This is a genomic window from Streptomyces sp. SM1 (genome assembly GCF_002910825.1).
In the GTDB taxonomy this organism is placed as follows: Bacteria; Actinomycetota; Actinomycetes; order Streptomycetales; family Streptomycetaceae; genus Streptomyces; species Streptomyces okerensis.
The window spans coordinates 1-15,555 of sequence record NZ_NEUB01000676.1 but is presented as its reverse complement, the minus strand read 5'-3'; the positions used below and the strand labels follow the sequence as shown (position 1 = coordinate 15,555).

Annotated in this window: 12 protein-coding genes; 9 read left to right on the top strand and 3 right to left on the bottom strand. The window is 72.4% G+C overall.

What is annotated here, in order from left to right; translation table 11 throughout:
• Nucleotides 1–19: 19 nt before the first annotated feature.
• Nucleotides 20–709: a 4'-phosphopantetheinyl transferase gene (locus tag B9S61_RS18550; protein WP_103543270.1), complete on the bottom strand. Its 690-nt coding sequence runs from the start codon at nucleotides 707–709 to the stop codon at nucleotides 20–22.
• The gene (locus tag B9S61_RS18545; RefSeq protein WP_103543269.1) at nucleotides 706–1,581 is read right to left on the bottom strand and encodes a metallophosphoesterase; all 876 of its coding nucleotides are present in this window, start codon (nucleotides 1,579–1,581) and stop codon (nucleotides 706–708) included. Before B9S61_RS18545 ends, B9S61_RS18550 begins: the two co-directional genes overlap by 4 nt.
• Nucleotides 1,582–1,818: 237 nt before the next feature.
• Between B9S61_RS18545 and B9S61_RS18540 the strand changes: the two genes are divergently transcribed.
• Complete coding sequence (locus B9S61_RS18540; protein WP_103543268.1) at nucleotides 1,819–2,982, top strand: ATP-grasp domain-containing protein; 1,164 nt, start codon at nucleotides 1,819–1,821, stop codon at nucleotides 2,980–2,982.
• 186 nt (nucleotides 2,983–3,168) lie between these two features.
• On the opposite strand, the gene B9S61_RS18535 is transcribed toward B9S61_RS18540, so the two are convergent.
• On the bottom strand, nucleotides 3,169–4,506 hold the full coding sequence (locus tag B9S61_RS18535; RefSeq protein WP_103543267.1) for a 6-phospho-beta-glucosidase: 1,338 nt from the start codon (nucleotides 4,504–4,506) through the stop codon (nucleotides 3,169–3,171).
• Between the two features lie 293 nt (nucleotides 4,507–4,799).
• On the opposite strand from B9S61_RS18535, the gene B9S61_RS18530 reads away from it, so the two are divergent.
• From B9S61_RS18530 to B9S61_RS18495, 8 genes are all read left to right on the top strand, one after another.
• Nucleotides 4,800–6,002: a sensor histidine kinase gene (locus B9S61_RS18530; RefSeq protein WP_103543266.1), complete on the top strand. Its 1,203-nt coding sequence runs from the start codon at nucleotides 4,800–4,802 to the stop codon at nucleotides 6,000–6,002.
• The gene (locus B9S61_RS18525) at nucleotides 5,999–6,670 is read left to right on the top strand and encodes a response regulator transcription factor (RefSeq protein WP_103543265.1); all 672 of its coding nucleotides are present in this window, start codon (nucleotides 5,999–6,001) and stop codon (nucleotides 6,668–6,670) included. The genes B9S61_RS18530 and B9S61_RS18525 overlap by 4 nt, the downstream gene beginning before the upstream one ends.
• A gap of 130 nt (nucleotides 6,671–6,800) precedes the next feature.
• The gene (locus B9S61_RS18520) at nucleotides 6,801–8,930 is read left to right on the top strand and encodes an MMPL family transporter (RefSeq protein ID WP_103543264.1); all 2,130 of its coding nucleotides are present in this window, start codon (nucleotides 6,801–6,803) and stop codon (nucleotides 8,928–8,930) included.
• 464 nt (nucleotides 8,931–9,394) lie between these two features.
• A complete protein-coding gene (locus B9S61_RS18515) occupies nucleotides 9,395–10,825 on the top strand; it encodes a glycoside hydrolase family 16 protein (RefSeq protein WP_103543263.1) in 1,431 nt (476 codons plus the stop codon).
• Between the two features lie 763 nt (nucleotides 10,826–11,588).
• Entirely contained in the window at nucleotides 11,589–13,094 is a 1,506-nt protein-coding gene (gene zwf / locus B9S61_RS18510; protein ID WP_103543271.1) for a glucose-6-phosphate dehydrogenase, read from the top strand.
• Nucleotides 13,091–14,026: a glucose-6-phosphate dehydrogenase assembly protein OpcA gene (gene opcA / locus B9S61_RS18505; RefSeq protein ID WP_103543262.1), complete on the top strand. Its 936-nt coding sequence runs from the start codon at nucleotides 13,091–13,093 to the stop codon at nucleotides 14,024–14,026. Before zwf ends, opcA begins: the two co-directional genes overlap by 4 nt.
• An 85-nt stretch (nucleotides 14,027–14,111) precedes the next feature.
• Nucleotides 14,112–14,996, top strand: a complete 885-nt coding sequence (gene gnd, locus B9S61_RS18500) for a phosphogluconate dehydrogenase (NAD(+)-dependent, decarboxylating) (RefSeq protein ID WP_103543261.1) — start codon at nucleotides 14,112–14,114, stop codon at nucleotides 14,994–14,996.
• 4 nt (nucleotides 14,997–15,000) lie between these two features.
• A partial coding sequence (locus tag B9S61_RS18495) for a histidine phosphatase family protein (protein ID WP_103543260.1) occupies nucleotides 15,001–15,555 on the top strand: 555 nt, incomplete at its 3' end.

The window sequence follows — 15,555 nt, the reverse complement described above, 5'->3', positions numbered from 1 at the left end:
ACCCGCACCCGCCCGACTCTCAGGCCTGCTGACCCGGCGAAGCCACCGCGACCGCCGTCGCGATCAGATCCCCCCGCGCGACCCACCGCCCGGTGAAGTGGCCCACCCGGCGCCCACCCACCAGCGGCCCCTCCACAAGCAGCGTCGCCCGGAAGCCACCCCGCGTGCCGTCCCCCTCCTCCACCTGGAACTCCACGTCCGCCTCCTCGAAGTCCAGCCACTTCCCGGTGAGCGGGAACCACGCCTTGTAGACGGACTCCTTCGCACTGAACAGCAGCCGGTCGAAGTGCACGCCGGGCACGTCGCCGCTCAGCCGGGCGATCCGCGCCACCTCCTCGGGCAGCGCCACGGAGGACAGGACACCGTCGGGCAGCGGCGCGTGCGGCTCGGCGTCGATACCGACGGACGCCAGGTCTCCGGCCCGGACCAGCACCGCGGCACAGTACCCCTGGCAGTGGGTCATGCTGCCCGCCAGCCCCGCCGGCCAGACGGGAGCACCGCGCCCGTCGGGCAGCACGGGCACCGGCGCCACACCGAGTTTCTCCATCGCGCGGCGGGCGCAGAAGCGTACGGCGGTGAACTCCCGGCGCCGCTTGAGCACGGCACGCCGGATCACCGCCTCCTCCTCGGGGTACAGCGGAGCGTCGACGCCCTCGTCGCCGTAGGCCTCCACGGCGACCACCGTCGACGGCAGCAGTTCCTCGATCACCGTCCACCACCCTCCCCGGGCTCCCCCGGCTCCGCGGGTACGATCCGGCGCAACCGCCCCGGCGGCCGGTCCCGTGTGCGCCACTCGCGCGGGTAGCCCACCGACACCTCCTCGAAGCGGACCCCGTCCCGCCAGGTGGTCCGGGGGATGTGCAGATGGCCGTAGACCACGGTGCGGACGGGGAACCGGCGGTGCCAGTCGTCGGTCAGCACGGTGCCGCACCACATGGCGAACTCCGGATACCAGAGCACCTCCGTCGGATGGCGGTGCGGCGGATGATGGTTGACGAGGACGAGCGGCAGGCCGTCCGGCACCTCGGCGAGCCGGCGCTCCGTCTCGGCGACCCGGGCCCGGCACCAGTCCTCGCGGGTCGGGTACGGGTCGGGGTGCAGCAGATGCTCGTCGGTGCAGACGACGCCGGTGCCGCGGGCGTACTCCAGGCCTTCGTCCTTGGTGGCGCACCCGGGGGGCAGGAACGTGTAGTCGTACAGCAGGAAGAGGGGCGCGACGGCGACCGGCCCGCCGGGGCCCTCCCAGACGGGGTAGGGGTCCTCGGGAGTGAGCACGCCGAGGTCGCGGCACTGCTCGACCAGGTGCTCGTAGCGGGCGACGCCGCGCAGCGTGACCGCGTCGCTCGGGTGCGTCCACAGCTCGTGGTTGCCGGGCACCCAGACGACCTTGGCGAACCGGTCCGCGAGGGTCTTGAGCGCCCAGCGGACGTCCTCCACGGTCTCCGCGACGTCACCGGCCACCAGCAGCCAGTCCTCGTCCGACTCCGGTCGCATCGCTTCGACCAGGGCACGGTTCTCGGCGTACCCGATGTGCAGGTCGCTGATGGCCCACACCTGTCCGTCGCCGCGCGTCCCCGACATCACTGGCTGTCCCTCCACCCGTCACCGAACGCGTCCACGAGATCACATCGGCGCCGTCGGAACAAGCGACATGCGGGTGACCGACGTGGTATCGGGACCCGTCGCCGAAGCCGTATGATCGCCCCGACACCACCGCTGTGAAGCGCCCTTCGCACAGGGCGGTTTGGTGACCCTTCATACGTCTGCCCGGGCAACGGGCCGCTGAGCCCTGCCCGCGAACCCGAAAGGGCGGCCTGCATGGTCTCTCGCGTACGCGTCTGGCTCAACCGCACGTACGCGGAGAACGTGTTCTTCATGGATCAGCTGAGGCGAAATCCCAGCGACCGGGCTGTCGAGATCCATGCCACCCACGGGGACCCCGACTCCCCCGTGCTGGCCGCCGCCGACACCGCCGAGCTGGAGCCGGAGGGCCTGTCCCCGGCGGCGTACGTCGAGTACGCGCTCACCCAGTGCCGGCGGCGCGGCATCGACGTGTTCGTCCCCCGGCTGCACCAGTCGGCGATCGTGGCGCACCGCGCCGAGTTCGAGGCGGCCGGTACCGCGCTGCTGGCCCCGCCGCCCGAGGCGGTGGCGGTGTTCCACGACAAGGTGATCGCCTACGAGGCCCTCCAGACGCTCGGGGTGCCCGTACCGCCGTGGTGGCGGGTGCGCAGCGCGGACGAACTCGTCGCGGCGGTCGGCGAGCTGGAGGACGGTGGACACCGGGCGTGTTTCAAGCCCGCGTCCGGTGCGGGCGGGGTCGGCTTCCGCGTGATCACCCGCGAACCCTTCTCGCTCGCGCAGCTGAACGGCTTCCCGAGCCCGCAGGTGCCGCTCGGCCTGGTGCTGGACGCCGTGCGGGAGGCCGAGGAGCCGGTGGACTGGCTGGTGATGCCGCGTCTGGAGCAGCCCGAGGTGTCGGTGGACTGTCTGACCGGGCCCGACAACCGGGTCCGGCTGGCCGTGGGGCGCACCAAGAACGGCCGGCGCCGGGGCTTCACGCTGCACGAGCGGTGGCTGGAGCCGGCCCGGCGGATCGCCGAGGGCTTCCGTCTGCATCACCTGTCGAACATCCAGTTCCGGATGCTCGGCGACCGGCCCGTGCTGATGGACGTCAACACCCGGCCGGCGGGCGGGCTGCACCAGCTGTCCCTGTGCGGTGTGAACGCTCCGTGGGCCGCCGTCCGGCTGGCGCTCGGTGACGATCCGGGCGAGATGGTGCCGCCGTTCCTGGGTCAGGACTACTCGGTGGTGTCCGGCCCCCGCCCGCTGCTGCCGGTGCCGCTGCCGCGTGCGGACGTGCCCGTGGCCGGGGTGGGCACCGTACCGGCTCCGGCGGGAACGGCGGCTCCGTCGGCTGTGGCGACTGCGTCGGCTGCGGCGTCCGTGGACTCGTGGACGGCCACCGCGGCGCGCTCGTAGAAGATTTTCCGGGAAATTCCCGCCGGGGGTGTATCAGGGGCCGGACTGCTGACTCTTGATGATGTCGGCGACAGGGGAAGCCGCCGGGGGGAGCACGGGGGAAGTACGGGGGAACCGGGGGGGGCTCGGGTCGGTCGGCCGCTGTCACGGGGGGCGACCGGCCGACCCGAAGCCATGTCGCGGGAGCTATCCGAGGTAGGCGAGGCCGGGGTGGGCGGCGGTGTAGCCGTCGACGAGTCGGCGGGCCACGTTCACGGAGTCGACGAGCGGGTGCAGGGCGAAGGCCTTGACCGCCGTCTCGCGGGAGCCCGACCGGGCCGCGGCCAGCACCTCGTGCTCCACGGCCTTGACGGCGCAGACCAGCCCGGTGGCGTGACCGGGCAGTGGGTCGACGGAGACGGGGTGCGCGCCGTTGGCGTCCACGAGGCAGGGCACCTCGATCACGGCCTCCGCGTCCAGTGCCGCCAGGGTGCCGCGGTTGCGGACGTTGAGGATCAGAGTGGTGCGTTCGTCGCGGGCGATGGCGCGCATCAGGGCGAGGGCCACCTTCTCGTAGCCGCCGGACAGGTCGTCCGCCTCCCGTTCGCCCGCTCCCGCGGTCTCCCGGTTCTCGGCCATGTAGGTGGCCTCGCGTTCGGCCCGGGTACGGTCCCACAGGGCCAGAGCGGAGGTCTCGGGGTCGCGCGTCCCCGCGTAGAAGCGGGCCTGCTGGTCGCGCAGGAACGCCCCCCGGGTCCGCTCGGCCTGCCGGTAGGCGTCCACGGTCTCCCGGTTGAAGTAGTAGTAGTGCAGGTACTCGTTGGGGACCGCGCCCAGGGACCGCAGCCAGTCGGTGCCGAAGAGCCTGCCCTCCTCGAAGGAGCCGAGCAGCGTGGGGTCGGCGAGCAGGCGCGGGAGCTCGTCGCGGCCGGCGATCCGCAGGCCGCGCACCCAGCCGAGGTGGTTGAGGCCGACGTAGTCGATCCACGCCTCCTCCGGCCGCGCGCCGAGCACCCGGGCGATACGGCGGCCGAGGCCGACCGGGGAGTCGCAGATGCCGATGACCCGGTCCCCGAGGTGGCGGGACATGGCCTCCGTGACCAGGCCGGCCGGGTTGGTGAAGTTGATGACCCAGGCGTCGGGGGCGAGGCGGGCCGCCCGGCGGGCGGTGTCCACGGCGACGGGCACGGTGCGCAGCCCGTAGGCGATGCCGCCCGCCCCCACCGTCTCCTGGCCGAGCACGCCCTCGCCGAGGGCGACCCGCTCGTCGTCCGCCCTGCCCTCCAGGCCGCCGACGCGGATCGCCGAGAAGACGAAGTCGGCACCGCGCAGCGCCTCGTCGAGGTCGGTGCTCCAGGTCACCTCGGGGGCGTCGGGCACTCCGGCGGCCTGCTCCGCCAGCACCCGGCCGATCGCGGCCAGCCGGCCGGCGTCCACGTCGTGCAGCGCGACCCGGGTCACCCGCCCCTCGGCGTGGTCCCCGAGCAGCGCCCCGTACACCAGCGGCACGCGGAAGCCTCCGCCGCCCAGAATCGTCAGCCTCACATCCGCACCCTTCCCACCACGACGCACATGCACGACGAACGTGCACGACCCTACTCGCGGCGCGTGCGTCACCGCGGGTCACNNNNCACGCGCCCGCGGTGACGCACGCGCCGGAAGTGCTCCCGTCCTGCCCGGCCCCTCGGAGAACGCCGTCCACGACCACCGCTGCGCGACCTCCGCTCCACGCGTGTGCCCCGCACGAGGACTGGGCGCCCGGAAATCCCTCTCACCGGTGAGGACGGGTCTTCGGCGTCTCGTGATACTGGGACGGCCCCCGCCCCGAGGAGCCGCTCATGTCCCTCCGGTCCGCCCTCACGCCGGTCGTCACCCGCTGGCGTACGGCGAATCCGTACACCCTCGACACGGCGCTCGCCGCGCTCGTGCTGTTCGCCGTCTCCCTGCAGTGGATGTTCCCCGACGAAGGTGACGACCCGCTGACCTGGCGGGGCTGGCTGCTCGGCGCCGGCACGGCCCTGCCGCTGATCTGGCGGCGGCGGGCACCCTGCGTGGCCGCGTGCGCGGTGTCGGTGGCCACCCCGGCGCAGGCGCTGCTCCACGCGCCCCCGCCCGACGTGATGTACGGCGGGATGGTCGTCCTGTACACCCTGGCCACCGTGGGCAAACCGTGGCAGCGGCGGATGATGCTCGTGTGCTGGGTGATCGGGGTCGTCGCGACCATGCAGCACCAGTCGAACAAGGAGCCCTTCGAGTACGCCTTCCATCTGATGGGCATCATCTGCGCCTACGCGCTGGGGATGCTCACCCGCGTGCAGCGCGCCTACACCACCGAGCTGGAGGACCGGGCCCGCCGGCTGGAGCGGGAACGGGCCGCGGACACCGCGCGGGCGAGGGCCGAGGAACGCTCCCGGATCGCCCGGGACATGCACGACATCCTGGCGCACGCCGTGAGCCTGATGGTGGTGCAGGCGGAGGCCGGTCCGGTCGTGGTGCGCAAGGATCCGGAGCGCGCCGAGGCGACGTTCGACACCATCGCGGCGACCGGGCGGGACGCCATGGCACAACTGCGTAAGATCCTCGGCGTGTTGAAGGAGGAGCAGGAGCGAGCGAACGGGACGGCCGTGCTGCGGCTGCCGCAGCCGAGCGTGACGGCCCTGCCCGGCCTGATCCGCCAGGTCGGGGAGTCCACGGGGCTGTCCGTCGAGCTGCGCACCACGGGCGAGCCCTGCCCCCTGTCCTCGGACACCGAGGTGGCGGTCTACCGGGTGGTCCAGGAGGCCCTCACCAACACCGTGAAGCACGCCCGTGCCTCCCGCGCGGTGGTCGTACTGCACTGGTCGGAGGAGCGGCTGACCCTGACGGTGACGGACGACGGACGGGGTCCGTCGTCGTCGCAGGGCGGACACGGGCTGATCGGCATCCGTGAGCGGGCCGTGGCGTGCGGCGGCGACGCCGAGACCGGCAGCGGCCCGGACGGCGGCTTCCGGGTCCTCGTACGGCTGCCCGCGGCCACCGACCGCCAGGAGGCACTCGGGTGAGCATCCGGGTGGTGGTCGCCGACGACCAGGAACTGGTGCGGGCCGGTTTCGGCATGATCCTCGACGCCCAGGACGACATCGAGGTGGTCGCCGAGGCCGGTGACGGCGAGCAGGCCGTCGCGGCGGTGCGCCGGCACGCCCCCGACGTGCTGCTGCTCGACATCCGCATGCCGGTGATGGACGGCCTGGAGGCGGCCCGCCAGGTGTGCGCGCAGTCGGGCTGCAAGGTGGTCATGCTGACCACGTTCGACCTGGACGAGTACGTGTACGAGGCGCTGTACGCGGGCGCCAGCGGCTTCCTGCTCAAGGACGTCCGCCGCGACGACCTCGTGCACGCGGTGCGGGTGGTGGCGGCCGGTGACTCGCTGCTCGCCCCGGCCGTGACACGCCGGCTGGTCGCGGACATCGTGCGGCACCGCAGGGAAGGGGCCGCCGCCGAACCCGTGACCCCGCAGCGCCTGGACGCGCTCACCGCACGCGAGGTGGAGACCCTGCGGCTGCTGGCCCGGGGACTGTCCAACGCGGAGATCGCCACGACCCTGTTCGTCAGTGAGCACACCGTCAAGACCCATGTGAGCAACGTGCTGAGCAAGCTCGCTCTCAGGGACCGGGTGCAGGCCGTGATCTGCGCGTACGAGACGGGGCTGGTCACTCCCGGCTCCCCCTGAGGAGTGAGTGCGGGGGACGTCTCCCCCGTACGGGCGAGGGCCGCATACCGCTCTCCCCGGCGATCCGGCGACCCGCCTCCCGGCAGGAGTCTGGGGGCCGTTGACGAACCATCACTCGCCGGGAGGGACCGTGCTTTCCGCACTCGTCCGGGCGGCCACCCGCCGTCCTTTGACCGTGATGCTCCTGTGGGGGCTCTTTCTGCTGCTGGGCTTCGGACTGGGGACGGGCGTCTTCGCCCGGCTCTCCGACAACGTGCCCGAAGTGCCCGGGACCGAAGCCGAGTCGGCCGCCCAGTACCTGGACCGGGCGGACCCGGCGGGCGAGTCGGTCACCGGCGTGGTGGCCGGTGCCGCCGTCTCCGGCCCGGAGCTGCGCGCCGAGGTGGAGCGGGCGGTGGCCGACGTCCGGAAGGTCGCCGGGGTCGCCGCCGTACCCGATCCGTACACGACGCCCGGCCTGACCGCCGAGGACGGACAGGCGCTGATCATCCCCGTCACGCTCGTGGGCGGACTGGACGACGACGCCGAGGAGCGCACGCTCGACGAGGTGGCCGACCGTATCCGGGAGATCGACGCACCCGACGTCCATGTGAGCGGGGGGCCGCTGCTGGGGACGCAGATCGGAGAGCGGGCCCAGGAGGACGTCAAGAACGCCGAGTTCATCTCCCTGCCGGTGGTACTGGCGCTGCTGCTCGTGGTGTTCGGCGGACTGCGCACGGCACTGCTGCCCCTGATCATCGCGGTCAGCGGCATCGCCGGGGCCTTCCTGGCGCTGTTCGCGTTCAGCCAGGTCACCGACGTCTCCGTGTACGCGATCCAGGTGACGTCGATGCTGGGACTCGGACTCGCCGTGGACTACGCCCTGTTGATGCTGGTGCGGTTCCGGGAGGAGCGCCGGCACACGGAGGACGTCGTCGAGGCGGTGCACCGCACGGTCGCGGCGGCCGGGCGCACGGTGCTGTTCTCCGGGCTCACGGTCGCCGTCAGCCTGACCGGGCTGCTGGTGTTCCCGAGCGTGTTCCTGCGCAGCATGGGCCTCGCGGTCGCCGCCGTGGTGGTCATCGACATGCTGGCCGCGCTGACCCTGCTGCCCGCGCTGCTGACGCGGTTCGGCGGGCGCATCCCGCCGGCGAAGGCACCGAAGGGCGGCGAGGAGGGCCGGTTCTTCGCCCGCGTCGCCCGTTTCGCGGTCCGGCGCAAGGTCGCCGTACTGGCCGTGGTCGTCCCGGCGTTGCTGGTGCTGGCGGTGCCCGTGGCCGGGATGAGCATCGCCGTGGGGGACGCGCGGCAGCTGCCCGCCGACACCGAGGCACGGCAGTTGTACGACACCGTGGCCGGGCACTTCCCGCCGGGTACCGGCGTCTCGCCGGTCACCGTCGTCGTCCGGCCCGGCACGGACACGGAGGTCACCGACCGTATCCGGGCCCTGTCCCCGAACGCCGGGACACGTGAACTTCCGGACGGCACCGCGGTGATCGAGATCCTTCCGCCCGGCACGTCCGACGGCGAGGAGGCGACCGAACTGGTCGAGCGCGTACGGGAGACGCGCGGCGACGAACCGGTCGAGGTCACCGGCACGGCGGCCCAGCTGGTCGACTTCCGCGAGATGCTCGCGGAACGGGGGCCGTGGGCGGTACTGACCGTCCTGGCCGGCATCTTCGTGCTGCTGTTCGCGTTCACCGGTTCCGTGCTGCTGCCGCTGCGCACCATCGCCACCACTCTGCTCAGCCTGGGCGCCGCGCTCGGTGTGGTGGTGTGGGTCTTCCAGGACGGCCATCTGGCCGGGCTGCTGGGCGCCGAGGGCCTGGGCGCGCTCAGCATCACCTCACCACCGCTGATCATCGCGATCGCGTTCGGACTCGCCATGGACTACGAGTTGTTCATCCTGGCCCGGATGCGCGAGGCACGCCGGCACACCGGCGACGACCGGGAGGCCGTGGTGACCGGGCTGCGCCGCTCCGGGCGGGTGGTCACCTGCGCGGCCCTGCTGCTGGCGGTGGTCTTCGGCGCCTTCATGACGGGCGGCTTCTCGCCCATTCTGCAGATCGGCCTCGGACTCACGCTGGCCGTCCTCATCGACGCGACGATCGTGCGGATGCTCCTCGTGCCGGCCACCATGGCGGTGCTCGGCCGCCGCGCCTGGTGGGCCCCGGCACCACTGCGCCGGGCGCACGACCGGTACGGCCTGCGCGAGGATGCCGAGGTGGAGGCGAAGACGGAGACCGAGGATGCCCGGCCGCAGGTACCCACGGGGGCGTGAACGCGACCGACGGGACGCGTGTGAGCGACCGTTGGAACGCGTGTGAGCGACCGGCCGAGGGCTTGAGCGACCGACCGGAGGCGGGTGGCGACCGACCGGAGGCGGGTAGCGACCGACCGGATGCGGGTAGCGACCGACGGCAGGCGTGCGGAACCGCCGAGGAGGCGTGAGCGACCGAAGGGACGGGCGTCTGCCCCGTGCGTGGTCGAACGGAGTGAGGGGGCGGTACCCGGGACGATCCCGGGTACCGCCCCCTCACTCCGGATCCGGCTCGCTTGCACCCATTCGCGCCATTCGGGACGTGAACTCTCCACGCCCGCAGGGACTTTCTCGGTTACACCTCTTGACGGCCGAGGGGCCGCGGAGCACATTGGCGTCACCTTGAGAGCGCTCTCACCCGGTGTTCCGGGCTCTCGAACGTATCTCCCCCGCACAGCCGATCCGTACCGAGAGGGCATCCCCACATGAGTGTCACCTCCGGCATACCCCACCCCTCCCGCCGCCCCCGCAGATCACGCCCGATGCGGCGCGCGCTGCTCGCCGTCGTCGGCACCCTCGCCCTCGCGGCGGGTACGGCGACCGTCTCCAGCCCGTCCGCGAGCGCCTCCGTGCCGCCTCCGCCGTCGGGCTGGACCCAGGTCTTCGCCGACGACTTCGACGGTCCCGCGGGCAGCGGTGTCAACACCTCCCACTGGCGCTACTCCACCGGAACGGGCTACCCGGGCGGTCCCGCCAACTGGGGCACCGGCGAGATCGAGACGATGACGTCCCGCGCGGACAACGTCTCCCTCGACGGCAACGGCAACCTGCGCATCACCCCGCGGCGCGACGCCTCCGGCAACTGGACGTCGGGGCGCATCGAGACCAACCGCACCGACTTCCAGCCCCCGGCCGGCGGCAAACTGCGCGTCGAGGGCCGTATCCAGTCGCCGAACGTCACCGGCGCCGCCGCCAAGGGCTACTGGCCGGCGTTCTGGATGCTGGGCGGCCCCTACCGGGGCAACTACTGGAACTGGCCCGGCGTCGGCGAGCTGGACATCATGGAGAACACGCAGGGCAACAACACCGTGTTCGCCACGATGCACTGCGGCACCGCGCCGGGCGGCCCCTGCAACGAGCACAGCGGTATCGGCGGTTCGACGACCTGCCAGGGCACGACCTGTCAGGCCGGCTTCCACACCTACCGGATGGAATGGGACCGCTCCACGAGCGTGGAGGAGATCCGCTTCTACCTCGACGGCAACAACTTCCACACCGTGCGCGAGAACCAGGTCGACGCGACGACCTGGGCCAACGCCACGAACCACGGCTATTTCATCATCCTCAACGTGGCGATGGGCGGCGGCTTCCCCGACGCCTTCGGCGGCGGCCCCGACGCGGGCACCCAGCCGGGGCACTCGATGCTCGTCGACTATGTGCAGGTGCTGACCTCCGAGGGCGGCGGCGACCCCGGTGACCCGGGTGATCCCGGTGAGCCCGGCAGCCGTGACGCCTACGGCACCATTCAGGCCGAGTCGTACGACGGCCAGTCCGGCACCATGAAGGAGTCGACCTCCGACTCGGGCGGCGGCCAGAACGTGGGCGCGCTGGCGGGCGGTGACTGGCTGCAGTTCAAAGGCGTCCGGTTCGGCTCGAACCCGGCCCGGCAGTTCTCCGCACGGGTGGCGAGCGGCGCGGGCGCGGGTGTCAGCGGGCTCGTGGAGGTACGCCTGGACAGCCGGAGCAACGCGCCCATCGGCAGCTTCGCGGTGGGCAACACGGGCGGCTGGCAGTCCTGGCGGACCATCCCGGCGAACATCAGCGACGTGACGGGCACGCACGATGTCTATCTGACCTTCACCAGCGGTCAGCCGTCGGACTTCGTGAACGTCAACTGGTTCACCTTCGGCCACTGATCCCACCCCCCACACCGGCCGTCCCGGCCGGGACGGCGAAGAGGGCCCCGCACAGGTTCGGGGCCCTCTTACGCGTGTCCGTACTCCGTACTCCGTCCTCCCCCCTCCCGCGCCCGGGGGCGGGCCGCATGACGGGGTCGGTTCCGCGGTACTCGCCGCCGCGCGAGGGTCCGTGGGACGGGAGCGGACCGACGGACGAGAAAAGGTCATACCTTTACTGGGTGCACGCTTCTTCAGGAGGTGACGCGGTCCGGCCCGAACGGACCGGAAGGACCTGGAACGCCCCGGAAGGACCCGGACGGACCAACGTTCACCCGTCGGGACGTACCGGCCCGCGCACGGTGCTGCCGCCGTCCGTGCGGGACCGCGTTGCGTTCGATTCCGGAGGGAGCCGACGTGGTAACGGTTCACGCGGGTACCGATTCCCCGGACCACGCCGGGGCCGGGGAATCACCTGCCGGCGCGCGCGGTTGACGCCATCGCGAGAGAGAAGATGATCACTGTGAGCGAAGCGACCGACACGACCGACACGACGGACGGAGCGGGAGCGGAGACCCCGGAAGGGGCGGCCGGACCGGGGGCGGGCGCCCCCGCCGCGGATGGTGCACCGGCGGCGGACCCGGTGACCGGCACGGGCACACCGGACGGCCGGGCACGGGGCCCGGCGGAAGGACCGGGGGACGGCCCGGCGGAAGGACCGGGAGACGGCCCGGCGGACGTTCCCGCCGCGCTCTCCGCGCCGCCCGCCGGCTGGGCCAACCCGCTGCGCGATCCGCGCGACCGGCGGCTGCCCAAGGTGGCGGGCCCCTCCGGGCTGGTCATCTTCGGTGTGACCGGCGACCTGTCCCGCCGCAAGCTGATGCCGGCCGTGTACGACCTCGCCAACCGGGGTCTGCTGCCGCCGGGCTTCTCACTGGTGGGTTTCGCCCGCCGGGACTGGGAGGACCAGGACTTCGCCGAGGTGGTGCACGACGCGGTCAAGGAGCACGCGCGCACCCCGTTCCGCGAGGAGGTCTGGCAACAGCTCGCCGAGGGCATGCGGTTCGTCCCCGGCGACTTCGACGACGACCAGGCCTTCGAACAACTGCGCAAGGCCGTCGACGAGCTGGACGCCTCCCGGGGCACCAGCGGCAACTACGCCTTCTACCTCTCCGTACCGCCGAGGTTCTTCCCGAAGGTGGTGCAACAGCTGAAGAAGCACGGTCTGGCCGACGCCCCCGAGGGCTCCTGGCGCCGCGCGGTGATCGAGAAGCCGTTCGGCCACGACCTGAGGTCCGCCAAGGAGCTCAACGCGATCGTGCACGAGGTGTTCGACCCCGACCAGGTCTTCCGGATCGACCACTACCTGGGCAAGGAGACCGTCCAGAACATCCTGGCGCTGCGCTTCGCCAACACCATGTTCGAGCCGATCTGGAACCGGTCGTTCGTCGACCATGTCCAGATCACCATGGCCGAGGACATCGGCATCGGCGGCCGGGCCGGCTACTACGACGGCATCGGCGCCGCCCGTGACGTCATCCAGAACCACCTCCTCCAGCTGATGGCCCTCACCGCGATGGAGGAGCCGGCCTCCTTCGACGCGGCCTCGCTGCTCACCGAGAAGCTGAAGGTGTTCCGGGCCGTGCGGCTCCCGGACGACCTCGGCCGGCACACGGTGCGCGGACAGTACGCGGGCGCCTGGCAGGGCGGTGCCAAGGTGCGCGGCTATCTGGAGGAGGACGGCATCGACCAGACCTCCGCCACCGACACCTACGCCGCGATCAAACTGGGGGTGGACAACCGCCGCTGGGCGGGCGTCCCCTTCTACCTGCGCACCGGCAAGCGGCTGGGCCGCCGGGTCACCGAGATCGCCGTGGTCTTCCAGCGGGCACCGCACTCCCCCTTCGACGCCGGCGCCACCGAGGAACTGGGCCAGAACGCCATCGTGATCCGGGTACAGCCGGACGAGGGCATGACGGTGCGGTTCGGCTCCAAGGTGCCGGGGACCTCGATGGAGCTGCGCGACGTGACCATGGACTTCGCCTACGGCGAGTCGTTCACCGAGTCCAGCCCCGAGGCGTACGAGCGGCTCATCCTGGACGTCCTGCTGGGGGACGCCAACCTGTTCCCCCGCCACCAGGAGGTGGAGGAGTCCTGGAGGATCCTCGATCCGGTCGAGGAGTACTGGGCGTCGCACGGCAGGCCGGCGCAGTACACGTCGGGCAGCTGGGGGCCCGCGGAAGCCGACGAGATGCTCGCACGAGACGGACGGAGCTGGCGCAGGCCATGAAGATCGACCTGACCGACACCACGGCAAGCAAGGTCAACAAGGCGCTGGTGCGGGGCCGCCGCGCCATCGGCACACCGGCCGTGGGCATGGTCCTGACGATGGTGATCGTCACGGACGAGGAGAACGCCTACGACTCGATCAAGGCGGCCGAGGAAGCCTCGCACGAGCACCCCTCGCGCACCCTGGTCGTCATCAAGCGGCACGCCCGCAATCCGCGTGAGCGCACCCACCCCCGGCTGGACGCCGAGGTCCGGGTGGGCTCCGAGGCCGGCACCGGGGAGACGGTGGTGCTGCGGACCTACGGCGAGGTGTCCGAGCACGCCGACTCCGTGGTGCTGCCGCTGCTGCTGCCGGACGCCCCGGTGGTGGTGTGGTGGCCGGCCGACGCGCCCGAGGACCCGGCGCGGGACCCGCTGGGCGCGCTGGGCCGGCGCAGGATCACCGACCTGTACGCGGTCGAGAACCCCATGGCCGTGCTCCGGGCCCGGCAGCGCAGCTACGCGCCCGGCGACACCGACCTCGCCTGGACCCGGCTGACCCTGTGGCGCTCCATGCTGGCGGCGGCCCTGGACCAGGCGCGGGCGGCGGTGACCTCGGCGGCCGTGGAGGCCGAGGCCGACAACCCGGCCGCGGAGCTGCTGGCGCGCTGGCTGGAGGCGCGGCTGCGGGTCCGGGTGGACCGGGTGGTGACCGCGGGACCGGTCGTCACGACGGTCCGGCTGGGCACGGAGGACGGCGAGGTCGTCATCGACCGCCCCGAGGGCCCGCTGGCCACGCTGACCCTGCCGGGCCAGCCCGCGCGCCGGCTGGCACTGAAGGTCCGCCCCACCTCCGAACTCCTCGCCGAGGAGCTCCGGCGCCTCGACGCGGACGAGATGTACGCCGTCGCCCTGCGGGGTGAGGCCACCGAGGAGCCGGCGGCTCATGTCTGACGTCCCCCCGGGCCGGTCCGGTGGCCCCGACCCGTCCACGGCCGCGCCGGCGGCCGCCCCACGCGAACTCAGGAAGTGAACTGACATGCAGATCGGTCTTGTTGGTCTCGGCAAAATGGGCGGCAACATGCGCGAGCGCATCCGCAACGCCGGCCACACCGTCATCGGGTTCGACACCGATCCCGCACGCTCCGACGTCGACCACCTGTCCGACCTCGTCGACCGGCTCGACGGGCCGTGCGTGGTGTGGGTGATGGTTCCGGCGGGCGAGGTCACCCAGCACGTCATCGACCAGCTGGCGAGCCTGCTCAAACCCGGCGACGTCGTCGTCGACGGCGGCAACTCCCGCTGGACGGACGACGAGAAGCACGCCAAGGAGCTGGGCGCCCGGGGCATCGGCTTCGTCGACGCGGGGGTCTCCGGCGGCGTGTGGGGCCTGGAGAACGGGTACGCCCTGATGGTCGGCGGCGACGAGGAGCACGTGGAGCGGCTGAAGCCGATCTTCGACGCGCTCAAGCCGGACGGCCCGTACGGCTACGTCCACGCGGGCGCGGTCGGCGCCGGGCACTTCGCGAAGATGGTCCACAACGGTATCGAGTACGCCATGATGCAGGCCTACGCGGAGGGCTGGGAGCTGCTCGAGAAGGCCGACTCGGTGGACAACGTCCGGGAGGTGTTCCGCTCCTGGCAGCAGGGCACCGTCATCCGTTCCTGGCTGCTGGACCTGGCGGTCAACGCCCTCGACGAGGACGAGCACCTGGAGCGGCTGCGGGGCTACGCCGAGGACTCGGGCGAGGGCCGCTGGACGGTCGAGGCGGCCATCGACAACGCCGTGCCGCTGCCCGCGATCACCGCTGCGCTGTTCTCCCGGTTCGCCTCCCGTCAGGAGGACTCACCGCAGATGAAGATGGTCGCGGCGCTGCGGAACCAGTTCGGCGGGCATGCGGTCGAGTCGGCGAGGAAGGCCTGACGGCGTGGGCGATCTGCTGCTGGCGCGGCACGGGGAGACGGAGTGGAGCAGGACGGGCCGGCACACCGGCCGTACCGATCTGCCGCTGACTCCGCGGGGTGAGGTTCAGGCCGAGTCCCTCGCCCCGCTGCTGGCGGGCCGGAGCTTCGGGCTGGTCCTCACCAGCCCGCTGGTCCGCGCCCGGCGCACCGCCCAACTGGCAGGCCTGACCGGCGCCGAGCCGGAGCCCGGCCTGCGGGAGTGGGACTACGGCGGCTACGAGGGCATCACCACGGCGGACATCCGCCGTACCCGGCCCGGCTGGGATCTGTGGACCGACGGGGTGCCGCCCGGCCGGGAGTTCCCCGGGGAGTCACCCGAAGAGGTCGGCGAACGTGCGGACCGGGTGCTGTCCCGGGTGGCCGGAGCCCTGGACGGGGCGGACGTGATGCTGGTGGCCCACGGCCACCTCCTGCGCGTCCTGACGGCCCGTCGCCTGGGTCTCCCGCCGGCCGCCGGCCGCCTCTTCCGCCTGGAGACGGGCACCCTGAGCCGCCTGTCCCTGGAACACGACAGCCCG